The sequence below is a fragment of the Leptotrichia sp. oral taxon 847 genome, assembly GCF_001553645.1.
Lineage (GTDB): Bacteria > Fusobacteriota > Fusobacteriia > Fusobacteriales > Leptotrichiaceae > Leptotrichia.
The window spans coordinates 1,941,724-1,957,038 of the sequence record NZ_CP014231.1 but is presented as its reverse complement, the minus strand read 5'-3'; the positions used below and the strand labels follow the sequence as shown (position 1 = coordinate 1,957,038).

Below are 15,315 nucleotides of genomic sequence, written 5' to 3'. Positions count from 1 at the left end.
ATATTTCCACAATTTATACCAAAAGGTAACTATATAACAAAAAAGTGCATTCTTGCTATTTGTTTCATTATGTTATAAAATAAACACATAAAAGAAAAGGAGGAATCATATATGAAAAATTATTCAATAGGAATTGCGGATGGAGCAAGAACAGAATTCCATCAAACATTAGGATTAACAGGAGCGGAAGTAAGTTTTAACAGTTTACCTGCAGGTGTAAGCGTACCATTTGTCCATTCACATAAAGAAAATGAAGAAATATACATAATTACAGAAGGTAAAGGTACTCTGACAATTGATGGTGAAGTTGTTAAAATAAAAAAAGGAAATGTAATTAAAATATCTCCTAATGGTAAAAGACAATTTGCAGCCGCAGATGATGAAGGTATCAGCTATGTATGTGTTCAAGTAAAGAAAAATTCATTAACTTCATATACTGAAAATGATGCCATTATATATTAATATTATATATTAATAGGGTTTGTCTCAAAAAAAAATTTAAAAAATAATGTGGAAACTGTATTTTTGAATTATTTAAAATTTTAAAATTTTGAGACAGCTCTTTTTTTGTACTTACTTAAAGTATCATATGATGATATAATGAATACAAGAGGTGATTTTATGAGAAAAATATATACAGAATGTCCAGTTGAATATACTGCTTCATTAATAGCTAATAAATGGAAAATACTAATATTGAGGGATTTATTAACTGGTACAAAAAGATATAATGAATTAACAAAATCTATAGTTGGAATCAGTGCAAAAGTTTTAACTGAAAACTTAAGACAACTTGAAAGTGATGGAATAGTTGTAAGAAAAGTATATCCAGTTGTTCCACCAAAAGTAGAATATTCTCTTACAGAGAAAGGTAGTGAACTAAAACCTATTTTTGATTTAATGAACGAATATGGAAATAAATATAAGAAAAAATAAGATTTATAGATATTCAAAAAAGAGTAAGTAATTTAGAAGGGATATAGCAATATGATTTTAAATATTAATGGTAGGACAGATTTTGATTTTTTAAACGAATTCTTTTTCCTTCTTCCTGGAGCAATAGTATCTTCTATAATCCTATTTTTTGTATCTATACTACCTTTACTACTTTGGTTAGATATTTTAAAAAAATAATAATTTGATATAATAAAAATACCTTAAGGTAGACCCTCAAAGAGTAAAAACTAAGTTTATAAATAAAAAATGTGACAAATTGGGCTGGAATAATCCAGCCTGAGAGTGTCCAGAATTTTGTGTAAACTCAAAATATAATATATGGTACAGGATGGTATTTTTATCATCCTGTTTTTAAATCCTTCCTTCAAAATAAATACTTAACTGAGAATATATTTCTCCCCAGCCCGGTATTCTTCCAGTCCATTTCCTTGTTGCTTCCTTTAAACTTAAATATACTGACTTCATCAATGCTTCATCTGTCGGATAAAGTGATTTTGTCTTCGTATACTTTCTTAATTGTCTGTTTAAGCTTTCTATCGGGTTTGTCGTATATATCAGCTTTCTTATCTTTGTATCATATTTAAAGTATGTTGTCAACTCATTCCAGTTACTTCTCCAGGAATTAATTACTGCCATATACTTTTTACCCCATTTTTCTTCTAGTTCATCCAGTTTAAACTCTGCCTGTTCCAGTGTTGGTGCATTGTACATTTCTTTTAAGTCTGATGTAAATTCCCTTACATCTTTGTAAGATATGTATCTTATGCTGTTTCTAATTTGATGAACCACACATTTTTGAATTTCTGTCTTAGGGAACACCGAAGATATTGCTTCGCTGAACCCTTTTAAATTATCAACAGACATAATTAGTATATCCTGAACTCCTCTGTTTTTTAATTCATTTAAAACATTTAGCCAGTACTTGCTTGATTCATTTTCTCCTATCCAAAATCCTAAGACCTCCTTTCGCCCTTCCTTATCTATTCCTATAGCTAAATATACCGCCTTTTTAACAACAACTCCATCTTTTCTTACGCTGTAATGGATAGCATCCATAAAAACTATTGGGTATACATCCTCAAGCTGTCTAGACTGCCATTCCCTAATTTCAGGTATAATTTTATCTGTAATTTTACTGATCATAGATGGCGAAACATCAATTCCATAAAGATTATTGAGATGGTCCTCGATATCTCTATTGCTCATTCCTTTAGCATAAAGAGAAAGAATCTGTCCTTCAATGCCAGTAATTTCTCTTTGATATTTAGGGATGATTTGAGGCTCAAACTCAGCATTTCTATCTCTAGGAATATCTAAATCAAGATTGCCATACTCACTTCTAACAGTTTTCTTGGAATGTCCATTTCTAGCATTAGAAGTAGTCTTATCTTTCATAGAATGTTTAGCATACCCCAGTTCATGCTCAATTTCAGCTTCAAGCATGGTTTGGATAGTACCCGAAAGCAAATCCTTAAGCATATCCTTAATATCATTAGTATCTTTAATATTGTAATCCTCAATCAGTGTTTTAAAAATTTCGTTGTCAATTTTCTTTTTAGTCATAACAAAAACCTCCAAATATTATACAGTTATTTTACCATATATTATCTAGAGGTTTACACAAAAATTTTTACACACCCTCCAGCCTATTTTTTCTCTTTCTGATACTGCGAAACTGTTTTTCCTATCCATTTTTTAAATGCTCGATAGAAGGACGAAAGTTCCGTATATCCAACAAGATAGGCTATTTCATCAATTGAAAGTTCCTTTTCTTCCAAATAGTTGAAAGTCATTATTTTCTGAATATCTTTCACCAATTGATTGAAACTAGTATTTTCTGACGACAGATTTCTTTGAAGAGTCCTTCCACTTATCCCAAACTCTTCTGCTACATTTTCTAAGCCAAACTGTCCACTCGGAATAAGCTGAAAAAGTTTATAAAAGTTTCAAATGTTTCACTTTCCATTTCTGCGAGTTTCTGCTTCAATTGAGGTTCCAAATATTCCACCATTATATTATTTGCTGTCAAAAATGGCTCTTTCAAATCTTTCATGCTAAAAATAACTTCATTTTGCTTTATTTATCGTAGCATTTATCTCTTTTGTCAATAATTCCCCATACTCAAAAGGACTTGTAACACTTACTGGAGATATTTTCTTTCCAATCCCTTTATTCAATAAATTTATCAGCATAAGCTACTCATTCAAGACTGCAAAACGTGGCAATTCCTTCTCCCTTTGTTCAAAAAAATACTGCACTTGAACTATTTCTTCAAACTCTTTAATTTTGGCATTGGAATATACCATATTGACAATGAAATAAATCCTATTATTAGCATAAGCATTGGATTAAATAGACCTATTATAAAAGAAGAAATTTGTAAAATCGTTGTTATTTTGTGTCTTTTAAGACTTATTACTGTTTTCTTTAGCTCTATATTCCTGGAATCTGCCTTTACAAGTTCATTACAAAGCCACGAATAAATGATATTCTCTCCCAACAGAAAAAATATATACACGCATTCCACCAAATAGCTGTAAGGATTTTCAGAAACCCACAATGTTATATATGGAAACAATGTATTTAAAAACAATAGAAGCATCTGTATTTTAACTATTTTAGAATTTATTTTCTCAACCTTGTCAAATATCATATGATGAGTATCCCAAAATATTACAAACAGTATAAATGTCGTTATATATGCAAAATAATGCACTCTATTTTCCCAAACGGCTGCTAATGTTGTGCCTTTTATTTTAGGCAGCTCCAATACCAAGACTGTCATTATAATCGCTATAACTCCATCAAAAAAGCCTACTAATCTGTCTTTTTTCATCTTACTCCTTCTCCTTACATTTGAATCCATAATAGTAATTATACTAAAAAGGTTCAATAAAATCCAGCACATCTTTTATTTTTTTGATATTTTATTTTCAATATCAATTGATACAGGTTTTATCAACTGGAAAATGAAAAAAATTTTAAATATCTTCTTCAATTTTTTTATATATTTCACCCAAAACTTCCCCAATATCTCCATCTAAACAAATGCTTCTATCTTCAAGTTTAATCGGACAAAATGCTTCACTGTAATTTATACAAGCATAAACAGCAGCCTCTGGATGTTCCAAAGACCATTTCTTAACTGTTTTTACAGCAATTTCTGCCGCCCTTTTATTTGGAAAACGGAATACCTCAGTTGAAATACAGCAAAATGACACACTTTTCAAATTATTTTCCAGACACATATTTAAAACATTTGTATAGCAATCTGCCAATTCCTGCTCCAAATCTGCTGTAAGCCTATTTCTTACTATCGGACCGACTATGTGAATTATATTTTTTGCAGGAAGATTGTAAGCAGCTGTAATCATAGGAACAGATGTTGTCTGCTCGTGATGACTTCCGTATTCTGCCCTTAATTCCTCCATTATAGTGGGTAAAGAAAATATAGTAAACAACTTTTTCATTTTTCAATCATTTTTTACTAAGATATAAACTTTACGTAAAAATTAAAGACCTGCTGGATCATAAAATATAATTCTCTTATCATAATCTATTGCTATATTGACCCCTTCGTTCATAGATAAAGTTGAATTTTTATAATATCCAAGTATTGTTACTCCTATATTTCTATATCTTAATCCATTAATTCTACATAATTTGAAATTCATAACAGTTCTCGTACCTCCTCCTCCGTGTACCTCTTCTCCCATCGTATACCTTCTTATAACTTTTCCTCCTTCACAATATCCTTTTTCAACTGTAATCTGAGGGTAACCAAGTCCAAATGAAAAGCTCAAACTTCCTAAAGCTAATGATAAAAGAATTACAATTCTTTTCATAAAAATCAGCACCTTTCTTAATATATTTTTCAATTTTATATTATTTTACATCACTATTCTTTTTTTTTTTTGATTAGAATATAATTTGAATAATAAAAATTTCTAATTTAAAATACGACAAAAATATTTACATCGTTTTTTTGTGGTTTTTTAGTTTTTATAATACTTAGTTCCTCTTCCATTTCCAATAGTTACAATATATTTTTTCTCAACCAAAGATTTCAATAATTTCAAATTTTTGTCCTTTTTAAACCCTGTTATTTCTGATATTTCTTTATTCGATAAAATATTTCCATCTTTTAATGTTTCAAATACAATTTTTTCATCTTTAGACAAAAATATTTTATTAAAAATTGTAAAAAGTGTGATTTTTATTGAGTTTTCATTGATTTTATAAATAGGTTTTGTGCTATAATTTCTGTAAATTTCATTTATTCTTCTTATTCCTGTTCCAAACATTTCAATATACTTCAATCTAAAAAAAACATTTCCCAAAATAGGATTTCTAAGTTGTGAAATTTGTCCGTTTAAATATTCTTTTTCAGTTATTCCCGAAGGCAATCCTCCTGGAGAAACAACTTCAATTCTATTCTCAAACATTGATATTCTTATATTTGAGTTTATATCCCAAGTTCTATGAATTATCGCATTTGCAATCACTTCTCTAAAAGCTTTTTCTGGTATTAATTCTTTTTCAATTCTTTCAAAACCCTGAATTTCCTCATATTTATAGTATCTTTCAAATACTTCTATAGTTTTATGAAATTGAGAAAAAATAGACATATTGACAAATGTATTTCGATCAAGAATCTCATTTATATCCTTACCAAATCTCGCAATATCTATTCCTGAAAATGAATTTTTATCTGCTACAAGTGCCGCAGCATTGTTATAACCTTCTTTATCATCATATAAATTCAATGTTTTAAGTAAATCAATAGAAAAATTTTCAATTGCAAGTTTTTCCTTTAATTCTTTTTTCAATACTTCAAATTTTAAATCTTGATCATTTGATCGTAATTCTTCAAAATATCTGTTCATTCCTTCCAAAGTAAGTCTATTCAATTCTAACCTGTCAACTTCAACAGTTGATGTATCATTTCTTTTATAGGCTTTTCCTTTGTATAAATACGGTTTATCAAGTCCCTCTTTAACTACAAGTGTTATAGTTTTATCCCTATTATTTTTTATAAAACTAAAATTAGGTTTTGGTACAATATTATCATTTATTTTATTTTCAAGATTTAAGCATGTCTCATCCAAATCATCTATCCCTACAATTTTTCCATTATCATCAATTCCAAAAATTATTCTACCTGAACCATAATTAGCAAAAGCACTCACTGTTTTTAAAAAAGTATTTGTTATTGTTAATTTTAATTCTAATTCTCTATTTTCTTTCATACCTTTAAATCCTCCTGAAAAAATTATACCATAATTCCGTCAAAAATACGACAAAAAAAATGCGTCGGTTTTCTGACGCATTTTAATATCTATTACTTCTCTTTTTGATACTGCGAAACTGTTTTCCCTGTCCAATTTTTGAATGCTCGATAGAAGGACGAAATCTCTGTGTATCCAACCAGATAGGCTATTTCATCAATTGAAAGTTCCTCTGCTTCCAAATAGTTGAAAGTCATTATTTTCTGAATATCTTTCACCAGCTGATTAAAACTGGTATTTTCTGACGACAGATTTCTTTGAAGAGTCCTTCCACTTATCCCAAACTCTTCTGCTACATTTTCTAAGCCAAACTGTCCACTAGGAATAAGCTGAAAAAATTTCATATTTCTATTTTTCCCTTCTTCTTTTTATTGCCTTATACTGTTCCGGAAATGCAATTCCAAATAAAGTAATATAAACACTTATCATCATTGCAGGCGGATAAAATATACACGATATTATTAACCCAATTATTTTTATACTTATATCAACTTTTATCCATCTTATCATTGTTTTTAATGATTCCTGCGATTCTTTATTATGTTTATTTACCTTTTCTAGCAGATACAACGAAATTATATTGCAGAATGTAACAGCCAGAACTATTACCCCATAAAATCCTTGAGCTACACTACTGTTATAATATGAAGTAACAAAAGAAGTTACATATGGAAAAAACGAGGAAAAGAAAAGTAGAACTACATTTACCCAAACAATTAACGGTGTAATATATTTTATTTTATGCCATTCATTATGCAGATTTACCCACATTGTTCCAAGCCAAAAAAATGAAATCGTATATGCAAAAAAATCTATTCTCAAATTCCAAAGTGCTTTTAAAGTTGCTGTTTCAGGCTTTTTTAGCTCTAATATGAGAATTGTCATAATAATTGCAAGTACGGCATCCATAAAAGCTGCAAGTCTTTCCTTATTCATAATCAAACTCCATTCCATGATTTTATAATAATAGTACAATTGTATCATAAATCAGTAGAAAATTCAATTTTCAGTTTTTCATATTCTTCATCTGAAACTTCTTCAAACCACTCTGCATCTCCAGTTTCTATTCAGTATTTTAAGCTTTTCACCCAATCTACAACCTCAGATTCATTATAACTGCTGGAAAATCTTTGTCCAGCAACCCAGTTTCCTGTTTTTGTCAATTTTTTCAATCTGTTTCCGCTAGTCCCATCTCCTGTTGACATTGATGTACCAAACGGAATTACAGTTTTTCCAGTAAAATCATTTTTCTTAACAAAATCATCCAGAACCCAGGAAGCCTCTCTCCACCAAATCGGATACCCGATAAATACGGTATCATATGAAGAAAAATCAGGAATAACCGCATTTTTCAATTCTACATTTCTACTATTTGGGTTATCATGTTCTCTGTTAACTCTACTATTTTTATCAGTCCAATTCAAATCATCACTTGTATACTCGTTTTTTACTTCCAATTTAACCAAATCTGCATTCGTTTCTCTCGCAATAATTTTAGCAACTCCTTCAGTTGTACCTGTCTGTGAATAATATACAACTAAGACTTTTCCGTTCCCTTTTTTTGCATTTCCGTTTTTTCTTGAATTTTGGTTATTTACTGCTGAAGAATTATTTCCACATGCAATAAATCCAAATAATACCGCCATATTTAAAATTACTTTACAAAATCTATTTACAAAATTTTTCATTTTTTTGCCTCCTGTTTTATTTTTAAATATACTCTATATTCTTTGTTTTATAAATTTTTATTATAAAACTGTGTCAATTTTCCACTAATTTCTTTCACAAACTCAGGCTTCCAGTAAGTTTGAATATGAGTTGCACCTTTTACTAAAAATAATTCTTTATTATTTGTTCCAGTTGCATTTTTAAAAACTTCTTCTGTCATATACAAACTATCAGCCTTATCTCCAGCTATCATTAATAATGGTTGATTTATCAAATCTACATTAGTGTTAACATCAAAAGACATTAAATCTAATAAGCTACTAACTGTATTATTAGTTTGAGAATTTGGGTGTTTATGAGTTACTCCATAATATTCATAACCATCTCTATACAATTCAAAAGGTAATGCTGCTATTTCTTCTTTTGTCATTCCATCTGCAAAAGCTGGTGTGTATCTAACTTCTCCACCTGCTGCTTCTTGTGCTCTTGCATCTGAAGCATCTTTTAAACGAGTTTGTATAGTATCCATTTGTGTACGATTATATCCATTACGTCTAACATCACCTGTATTAAACATACTTACAGTCGCTACAGTTTTAAATCTTTTATCTGTTTGTGCTACTTTTATTGAGTAGCCACCTCCACCACAAATTCCTAATAAACCTAATCTATTTTTATCTACACCAGGATATTGAGTTATGAAATCAGCTGCAGCTCTTATATCTTCCATACGATTTGCAGGTTTATCTACATAACGAGGTTTTCCTCCACTTGCTCCTTGATAAGCAGCATCAAAAGCTATTGTAACATATCCTTGTTCTGCTAATTTTTGTGCATATAACCCTGCAACTTGTTCTTTAACTCCACCATTTGGGTGTGCTACCACTATTGCTGGAAATTTACCATTTGGAGTATAATTTGCAGGTTTGTATACATTAGCTGCAATATCAATTCCATTAATTTTATAACTTACTTTTTCTACATTTACCTTTCCTTTTTCATTTTTTGTAATCGCTCCATCATATACAAATGTAAAAGGATTATTTCTATAATTTGCCATTGCCATACCTCCTATTAAAAATGTCATAATTGATAATAATTTTAGAAATTATAGCCAGGTGCTAATAATCTCATTAACTCTTCATCATGTTTATGTTTTATTTCTGACTTATCGTTAAAAATCATAACTGTCCCATTTTTACGATTATATGGTTCCCATTTTGGTAAACCTTCTGCATTAGGATTCCCTGTTCTTGCAAAATTTATCCAAACTTGACTAATTTTTCCTGCTAATTTATAGGCATCCTTTCCTCTACCTTTTAAAGTTCCTTCAACTTTATCTATATTATTAAATACAAATGGAATTTCTGCTGTATGAAAAGACATTGCCATACCATCAATCATAGGATTATCCCAAGCAAAAATATAACTATATACTGGTGCTCCATTTTGATCTGCTTTTAATCTTGTTGTTTTCAATGTTTGTTTTCTTAATAAAGCATCAACATAAAGTGCATCTACTGCTTTTCTTTCTGGATAAGCCTTTTTAAATTCTTTCGCTATTGCTTCTGCTCTATCACCATATTTTTCTTGCATTTTCTTTTTTATTTCTGCATTAGTAAAAGTATTTTTATTTTCAACTTTATTATTTGATAATACAAATGGCATTGTTTCCCATTCTGTTAAGTTAGTACCTATTAATAAAGGAATATCTCTTGATTGTTCTGAATATTTTTCTCCTACAGGTTCTACTGGAATATAGCTATCTAATTTAGGTGCCCAATCAAGTCCTGGCTGTCCTGTTAAAACATTCTTATAACCTTGTTCCTCAGCTGTTTTTGCTAAGGCTTTTTCTGTTGCTTCCATAACTTTTTCATAAGGTATTTTTTGAATTTCATCTATATTTGTTGCATTTAATCCTAAATTTTCAAGAGTTAATTCTGCAACCCTTCTAGTTGTTTTTTCAGGCAAAAGTGTCATACCCATTTCTTCCACTGCACCACTTTCAGATATTGCTTTATGAAATAAACCTTTTGCTGCTGGTGTAGCCATAAGAGTTAAAACTTTTGCTCCTCCTCCTGATTCTCCAAATATAGTTACATTATTAGGATCTCCTCCAAATTCTTCTATATTATCCCTTATCCATTCAAGAGAAGCAACTAAATCCATAATTCCAACATTGGCTGAATTTTTATACTTTTTTCCATAAGCTGATAAATCTAAGAAACCTAATAAATTTAATCTATGATTTACTGAAACTATTACTACATCTCCTGTTTTACTTAAATTTTTACCATCATAGAAATAATTTTCAGCAGATGAACCACTTCTAAAACCTCCACCATGTAACCATACCATTACTGGTCTTTTCTTTCCATCTTTTATACCAGGAGTCCATATATTTAAATTATGAGAATTTTCACTCATTTCTAATTTAGGTCCTGCAAACCAACCTCCACTTGAAACCATCCTCTTACCTTGCGAAAAATATGTTCCAAAAGTTACAGTTTGTTTAACTCCATTCCATTTTTCTAATTTTTTAGGCGGCATAAATCTTTCGGCAGTTGCATAAGGAACTCCTAAATAAGTATATATACCATCTTGAACAAAACCTTGAATTTTACCATACTCTGTTGTAGCCACTGTATTATTTTGTTTTACATTATTTTCTATTTTTTTATCTACTTTTTTATTTTCATTTGTTTCAGAAAATGATAAATTTCCAGTTCCAATTTGTAATAAAAATAAAGCTACTAATAAGATTTTTTTCATTTTTCAACAACTCCTTTTAATCTATTAGATGAATCACTATCAACTTCTTTATTTAAAATATTTACAACTTTTTCTAAATCACTTTTTTTAATTCCTAAATTAGTTATTAAATTAACATGTGAAGCTAATTGTGACTCTCCGCCTGCTATTGTAGAAATAGTTGAAACTGTTGTTAATTCTCTATTTACATAGTTTAAATTATCTCTACTAAATAAATAACCAAATAAATGTGCCTTTAAAGCATAGTCAACTCCATCAAAATTTTGTAATAATCCACTGCTATCTCTTTGAGATAAAATACTTAAAGTTTCTGTTCCATATTCATAGTAATTTATATCCCCCTTATTTGTAGGAACTTTCCCTTCAATATCTTTTTTACCATTAACTTTTCTTTCTTCTAACACTTTATTTAAAGTAAGCATTCCATTTAGTGCTCTTGGAAAACCTATATAAGCATATTGATGATTTAAAATTCCTCTTATTTCATTAATAGTTAAACCTTTATCTAATCCCTTATTCAAAGCTACTTTTAATTTATTTAAATCTCCTTTTGCTGTATTAGCTGCTATTGAAACAATAGCTAGTTGTTTTTCTGTCAAAGAAGTATTTTGTTTATGTTTCTCAATAGAAATTTTCAATCTTTCTTCTGTTGGTTTTTCATTTAATTCAACTTTTTCAAACCAAGTAGTTGTATTATTTTTAGCATCAGGTGTTATTACTAAGTGGGACATTGAAGTTGTTTCCCCAGCTCCATGCCAATGTTTTACATCTGCTGGTATCCATACAACATCACCTTTCTTTACATATTGAATTTCCTTACCCCATTCTTGAACTCTACCTTCTCCCTCAGTTATATATAAATATTGCCCTTTTGAATGTGAATGCCAATTGTTAACTACTCCAACTTCAAAATCTACTATTGCAACACTATCCTTAGATATATCAATTTGTGGTAAGATTGCAAACTCTGCTTCTCCTGAAAAATATTTTGGATCTGCTTTGATATATTTTAAATTTTCTTTTTTAGTAATACTTAGATTATTTACTGAATTTGCCATAATTAAATTTCCTCCCAGTAAAAAGATTATGAAAGTTAAGATATATTTTTTGATTTTATTCATAATTTCCCTTTCAAATTTTATTTAACATTAAAATTTTTAACTCAACTTAGAACTTCTCTTTCAGTATGACTGCTTGAAAATCTTTGTCCTGAAAGCCAATTACCAGTACCTGCTAATTTTTCTAATCTTTTACTACTTTCTCCTGAACCTGTTGATATAGAAGTAGTAAATGCTATTACTCTTTTCCCTGTAAAATCATTTTTTTCATTATAATCACTCTCCTATTTTTATTTTGCTAATCCTTTTTCCCTCATCCATTTTTCCATTGCATCAGCTACTTGTTTATTATTTAAATCAGCCATCATAAAATGTGTACTTCCTTTTATTCCTATATCAGGTAGCATTACAACTTTTACATCTCCACCTGTTTCATTCATCAATTTTTCCCATTTTCTTGCTAAGTTTACTCTTATTCTCCAGTTATCAAGCCCCCAGTTATCTGTTATTTCAGTTGGAATATTATCTCCAAAATATACAACTATCGGTACTTTTGTTAATTTTTTAAATTCTTCATCTGATACTTCGTATCCACTAGCAGGAAATGGACTTGTAGTTTTTTCTACTTTAGGTAACTTTCCTTTTGGAAATGGAAATGTTCCTGGTTCAAGTGCAATTACTCCTTTGACTTTGTCAGATTTTATCGCAGTATCCCATCCTGGTCCTCCACCGGCAGAATGAGTTACCAAAACTCCGTTTCCTGATTTTTCAAAAACTTTTACCATCGCATCACTTATAACTTTTTGGTCAAAATCTCCAGTATCAGGAGTCATTTGTCTAAAAAACTGTTCTCGCGATTCCTTATCTCTAGGGACTGAAACATTGTCATATATATTTGGCCATTGTCCTATACGAAAATTATTATACCAAAGCTGGTCATCCGGTCTTGCTGTTAAATTTCTTGGAACTGTTGACTGCCCAGCTCTACCACGTCTAGGCTGGTCAACAATATATGTACTGTATCCTTTTTCCAAAAATATATTTTGAAATCCATCTCTTCCATCTGGTGTACTTTCCCAACTTTTTCCTGACTGTCCATACCCATGTAAAAATACAATACTATTCTTTTTTGCATTCATTGGTTTTTGATAAAATACATAGGCATGATCTCCATGTAAAGTTTCTCCATCATAATTTGTAGGCTCCGAATCTTTATATTCTCCTGGTGATGTTACAACTGTTCCTCCTGCCATAAAACTTCCCTGTTCTTTAATTGTTACAGGCTTCTGAAATCCAAAACTTGCAGTTGCTGATAATATCCCTATTGCCATTAATAATATTAAATTTTTTTTCATATATAATCTCCTTCATTTTCTTATTTTTATTTCCTTATCTTCATGTAGTTATAATACTAAAATTTAAGATAAAAGTACAATACCGTTTAGAAAATGTGCTATAATTAAAATGCATACTAGAAATAAAAATTATATGAGGTGATTAATATGATAGAATTGGAACAACTTAAACAGCTTATTGCGTTTGCAACATATGGAACATTATCAAAAGCTGCTGAAGAATTGTATATTTCACAGCCTGCACTTTCCCGTTCGATACAAAAGCTGGAAAAAGCTTTAGGGGTTGAACTTTTTGACAGGAAAAAAAATAAGATGGAATTAAATGGAAATGGAAAAACTGTTATCCAGTACGCAGAAAAAATATTGAATCTTGTAGATGAAATGGAAGAAAAAGTTAATAAAAATAATCAGGTTCAAAATAATTTTTCAATTGGTTCATGTGCTCCCGCTCCATTGTGGGATATGATTTCATTATTTGGAAGATTTTATCCTGAAAAATATATTCTTCATAAAATAGAAAATAATCTTCAGCTATTTGAAAAACTTAAAAATGACATTTATCAGATGATCATACTTTCTGAGCCTATTGATAATTCTGAATTTTTCTGCATAAAATATAAAACTGAACAATTATTTTTATCAGTTCCTCTAAGTCATCCACTGGCTAAAAAGAAGGAAATACATTTTTCAGATATTACAGATGATAGAATGCTCTTATTCAATCCAATAGGAATATGGAAAGATGTAGTTTTAGAAAAAATGCCTAATATGAACTTTTTTATCCAAAACGACAGGATTATTTATCAGGAATTAGCTGAAATGCAAAATTTACTGCATTTCCGTTCAAATTTCACACTTGAACGTGAAGACAATTTCAAAAATAATATTTCAATCCCAATTGCTGACAAGGAAGCAAAAATGACTTTCTACTGTGTCTGTAAGAAAAATATAAAAAATGAAATTGAGAAACTTTTTGTTAGTTTTAGTAAAGATTCTTAAAAAATAAGAGGGAAGAAATCTCCCTCGTATTTTTATTATTTTCTTCCATTAAGCCATTTTACTATTTCTACATCATCATGGTTTAAAAATAAACTTTCCTTTTTATCAAGTTCAGATATTTTTTCCATATCCTCACTGTTCAATTCAAAGTCAAATACATTAAAATTTTCTTCAATTCTTTCTTTTTTGACTGATTTTGGTATTACAACTACATCTCTTTGAATTAGCCATCTTAAAATTACCTGAGCTGTAGATTTATTGTATTTCTTACCAATTTCAGATAAAATTTCATTTGTAAATATTCCATTTTTTCCTTCTGCAAAAGGTCCCCATGATTCTATTTGAACCCCATATTCCTTCATTATTTCATTTGCTTTGACCTGCTGATTGAAAGGATGTGTTTCCACCTGATTTACAGCTGGCACTACTTCATTATTCATAATAAAATCAACCAGTCTGTCAGGATAGAAATTACTTACACCAATTGCCTTTATTTTCCCTTCCTTGTATAATTCCGTCATTGCTCTCCAAGCTCCATATACATCATTAAATGGCTGATGTATCAGATATAAATCAATATATTCCAAATCCAATTTTTTTAAAGATGTCTCAAATGCTAATTTTGCCTTTTCATAATTTACATCACTTACCCATAATTTTGTTGTAACAAAAATTTCTTCTCTCGGTATACCACTTTTTTTTATAGCTCTTCCCACTGCCTCTTCATTTCCGTATGCTGAAGCCGTATCAATTAATCTATATCCTGCCTTTAACGCATTGTAAACTGCTTCCTCACATTCTTTCATATCATCAATTTGAAATACTCCAAATCCTAATATTGGCATTTTTACTCCATTGTTTAAAGTTATATATTTCATAATATTCCCTCCTAATTTTATATATCATTTTTTAATTACAGTTGTACGTTTATTCTTCTTGAACTTATTCTATCAATTTTTTTTCCTGAAGTCCAATGTTAATTCTGCAAATTCACTATAACTAAAACGCATACTATAAAGTTATCCATCATAAATTGTAATATTAAATACAGCATTCTTTTTATCTTGACAACAACAATTTTTGAGATACAATATATTAGAGAAAAATAAAGAATTAAAAATTTTTTTATAACATAAATTGCACCAATCTATTGATGCAATTTTCTCCCTAAATTTATCATAACTTAAATAATAAATATCTAATATAATCAATGAATTT

19 protein-coding genes are annotated in these 15,315 nt (G+C 29.6%); 3 read left to right on the top strand and 16 right to left on the bottom strand.

Features of this window, described 5'->3' with window-relative positions:
• Positions 1-111: 111 nt before the first annotated feature.
• Together AXF11_RS09225 and AXF11_RS09220 are read left to right on the top strand one after the other, a co-directional pair.
• A complete protein-coding gene (locus tag AXF11_RS09225) occupies positions 112-462 on the top strand; it encodes a cupin domain-containing protein (RefSeq protein WP_068157452.1) in 351 nt (116 codons plus the stop codon).
• A 138-nt stretch (positions 463-600) separates the two neighbouring features.
• On the top strand, positions 601-936 hold the full coding sequence (locus AXF11_RS09220; protein ID WP_269465222.1) for a winged helix-turn-helix transcriptional regulator: 336 nt from the start codon (positions 601-603) through the stop codon (positions 934-936).
• Positions 937-1,308: 372 nt separating this feature from the next.
• Here the strand turns inward: AXF11_RS09220 and AXF11_RS09215 are convergent, their stop codons facing one another.
• The 15 genes from AXF11_RS09215 to AXF11_RS09155 form a co-directional block, all read right to left on the bottom strand.
• A complete protein-coding gene (locus tag AXF11_RS09215) occupies positions 1,309-2,520 on the bottom strand; it encodes an IS256 family transposase (RefSeq protein ID WP_068153993.1) in 1,212 nt (403 codons plus the stop codon).
• An 83-nt stretch (positions 2,521-2,603) separates the two neighbouring features.
• Positions 2,604-2,879 (bottom strand): helix-turn-helix domain-containing protein, encoded by a 276-nt coding sequence (locus tag AXF11_RS10745; protein WP_197416869.1) that lies wholly within the window; start codon positions 2,877-2,879, stop codon positions 2,604-2,606.
• The gene (locus AXF11_RS10740; RefSeq protein ID WP_197416825.1) at positions 2,855-3,010 is read right to left on the bottom strand and encodes a hypothetical protein; all 156 of its coding nucleotides are present in this window, start codon (positions 3,008-3,010) and stop codon (positions 2,855-2,857) included. The genes AXF11_RS10745 and AXF11_RS10740 overlap by 25 nt, the downstream gene beginning before the upstream one ends.
• A 13-nt stretch (positions 3,011-3,023) precedes the next feature.
• Positions 3,024-3,149, bottom strand: a complete 126-nt coding sequence (locus AXF11_RS11035; RefSeq protein ID WP_257720972.1) for a hypothetical protein — start codon at positions 3,147-3,149, stop codon at positions 3,024-3,026.
• 71 nt (positions 3,150-3,220) lie between these two features.
• Positions 3,221-3,793 (bottom strand): TMEM175 family protein, encoded by a 573-nt coding sequence (locus tag AXF11_RS09205; protein ID WP_068157446.1) that lies wholly within the window; start codon positions 3,791-3,793, stop codon positions 3,221-3,223.
• Between the two features lie 145 nt (positions 3,794-3,938).
• A complete protein-coding gene (locus tag AXF11_RS09200) occupies positions 3,939-4,427 on the bottom strand; it encodes a macro domain-containing protein (RefSeq protein WP_231724697.1) in 489 nt (162 codons plus the stop codon).
• A gap of 42 nt (positions 4,428-4,469) precedes the next feature.
• Complete coding sequence (locus AXF11_RS09195) at positions 4,470-4,802, bottom strand: hypothetical protein (RefSeq protein ID WP_068157443.1); 333 nt, start codon at positions 4,800-4,802, stop codon at positions 4,470-4,472.
• Between the two features lie 150 nt (positions 4,803-4,952).
• Positions 4,953-6,206, bottom strand: coding sequence for an RNA-binding domain-containing protein (locus tag AXF11_RS09190; protein WP_068157441.1), 1,254 nt, complete (start codon positions 6,204-6,206; stop codon positions 4,953-4,955).
• A 92-nt stretch (positions 6,207-6,298) separates the two neighbouring features.
• Entirely contained in the window at positions 6,299-6,589 is a 291-nt protein-coding gene (locus tag AXF11_RS09185; RefSeq protein WP_068157438.1) for a helix-turn-helix domain-containing protein, read from the bottom strand.
• Between the two features lie 4 nt (positions 6,590-6,593).
• A complete protein-coding gene (locus AXF11_RS09180) occupies positions 6,594-7,181 on the bottom strand; it encodes a TMEM175 family protein (protein WP_068157436.1) in 588 nt (195 codons plus the stop codon).
• A gap of 131 nt (positions 7,182-7,312) precedes the next feature.
• Positions 7,313-7,933: a flavodoxin gene (locus AXF11_RS09175; RefSeq protein ID WP_068157431.1), complete on the bottom strand. Its 621-nt coding sequence runs from the start codon at positions 7,931-7,933 to the stop codon at positions 7,313-7,315.
• Positions 7,934-7,980: 47 nt separating this feature from the next.
• Complete coding sequence (locus tag AXF11_RS09170; RefSeq protein WP_018499009.1) at positions 7,981-8,973, bottom strand: alpha/beta hydrolase; 993 nt, start codon at positions 8,971-8,973, stop codon at positions 7,981-7,983.
• Positions 8,974-9,014: 41 nt separating this feature from the next.
• Positions 9,015-10,685 carry a carboxylesterase/lipase family protein gene (locus tag AXF11_RS09165; RefSeq protein ID WP_068157428.1) on the bottom strand — a complete coding sequence of 557 codons (1,671 nt, stop codon included), beginning with the start codon at positions 10,683-10,685 and terminating at the stop codon, positions 9,015-9,017.
• On the bottom strand, positions 10,682-11,743 hold the full coding sequence (locus AXF11_RS09160) for a cupin domain-containing carboxymuconolactone decarboxylase family protein (protein ID WP_231724696.1): 1,062 nt from the start codon (positions 11,741-11,743) through the stop codon (positions 10,682-10,684). Before AXF11_RS09160 ends, AXF11_RS09165 begins: the two co-directional genes overlap by 4 nt.
• Positions 11,744-12,033: 290 nt before the next feature.
• Positions 12,034-13,098 (bottom strand): alpha/beta hydrolase, encoded by a 1,065-nt coding sequence (locus tag AXF11_RS09155; RefSeq protein WP_068157422.1) that lies wholly within the window; start codon positions 13,096-13,098, stop codon positions 12,034-12,036.
• A 147-nt stretch (positions 13,099-13,245) separates the two neighbouring features.
• Here AXF11_RS09155 and AXF11_RS09150 point away from each other — a divergent pair, with 147 nt between their 5' ends.
• Complete coding sequence (locus tag AXF11_RS09150; protein WP_068157420.1) at positions 13,246-14,097, top strand: LysR family transcriptional regulator; 852 nt, start codon at positions 13,246-13,248, stop codon at positions 14,095-14,097.
• Between the two features lie 35 nt (positions 14,098-14,132).
• Here the strand turns inward: AXF11_RS09150 and AXF11_RS09145 are convergent, their stop codons facing one another.
• Positions 14,133-14,975 (bottom strand): aldo/keto reductase, encoded by an 843-nt coding sequence (locus tag AXF11_RS09145; protein WP_068157417.1) that lies wholly within the window; start codon positions 14,973-14,975, stop codon positions 14,133-14,135.
• Between the last annotated feature and the right edge of the window lie 340 nt (positions 14,976-15,315).

Excerpts from the sequence above, each read along its gene's own strand:
- AXF11_RS09150 (WP_068157420.1), top strand. The coding sequence starts at position 13,246 with ATGATAGAATTGGAACAACTTAAACAGCTTATTGCGTTTGCAACATAT.
- AXF11_RS09165 (WP_068157428.1), bottom strand. The coding sequence starts at position 10,685 with ATGAAAAAAATCTTATTAGTAGCTTTATTTTTATTACAAATTGGAACT.
- AXF11_RS09160 (WP_231724696.1), bottom strand. The coding sequence starts at position 11,743 with ATGGCAAATTCAGTAAATAATCTAAGTATTACTAAAAAAGAAAATTTA.
- AXF11_RS09155 (WP_068157422.1), bottom strand. The coding sequence starts at position 13,098 with ATGAAAAAAAATTTAATATTATTAATGGCAATAGGGATATTATCAGCA.
- AXF11_RS09180 (WP_068157436.1), bottom strand. The coding sequence starts at position 7,181 with ATGAATAAGGAAAGACTTGCAGCTTTTATGGATGCCGTACTTGCAATT.
- AXF11_RS09185 (WP_068157438.1), bottom strand. The coding sequence starts at position 6,589 with ATGAAATTTTTTCAGCTTATTCCTAGTGGACAGTTTGGCTTAGAAAAT.
- AXF11_RS09220 (WP_269465222.1), top strand. The coding sequence starts at position 601 with ATGAATACAAGAGGTGATTTTATGAGAAAAATATATACAGAATGTCCA.
- AXF11_RS09190 (WP_068157441.1), bottom strand. The coding sequence starts at position 6,206 with ATGAAAGAAAATAGAGAATTAGAATTAAAATTAACAATAACAAATACT.
- AXF11_RS09175 (WP_068157431.1), bottom strand. The coding sequence starts at position 7,933 with ATGAAAAATTTTGTAAATAGATTTTGTAAAGTAATTTTAAATATGGCG.
- AXF11_RS09200 (WP_231724697.1), bottom strand. The coding sequence starts at position 4,427 with ATGAAAAAGTTGTTTACTATATTTTCTTTACCCACTATAATGGAGGAA.
- AXF11_RS09195 (WP_068157443.1), bottom strand. The coding sequence starts at position 4,802 with ATGAAAAGAATTGTAATTCTTTTATCATTAGCTTTAGGAAGTTTGAGC.
- AXF11_RS09145 (WP_068157417.1), bottom strand. The coding sequence starts at position 14,975 with ATGAAATATATAACTTTAAACAATGGAGTAAAAATGCCAATATTAGGA.
- AXF11_RS09205 (WP_068157446.1), bottom strand. The coding sequence starts at position 3,793 with ATGAAAAAAGACAGATTAGTAGGCTTTTTTGATGGAGTTATAGCGATT.
- AXF11_RS11035 (WP_257720972.1), bottom strand. The coding sequence starts at position 3,149 with ATGCTGATAAATTTATTGAATAAAGGGATTGGAAAGAAAATATCTCCA.
- AXF11_RS10740 (WP_197416825.1), bottom strand. The coding sequence starts at position 3,010 with ATGAAAGATTTGAAAGAGCCATTTTTGACAGCAAATAATATAATGGTG.
- AXF11_RS09215 (WP_068153993.1), bottom strand. The coding sequence starts at position 2,520 with ATGACTAAAAAGAAAATTGACAACGAAATTTTTAAAACACTGATTGAG.
- AXF11_RS09170 (WP_018499009.1), bottom strand. The coding sequence starts at position 8,973 with ATGGCAAATTATAGAAATAATCCTTTTACATTTGTATATGATGGAGCG.
- AXF11_RS09225 (WP_068157452.1), top strand. The coding sequence starts at position 112 with ATGAAAAATTATTCAATAGGAATTGCGGATGGAGCAAGAACAGAATTC.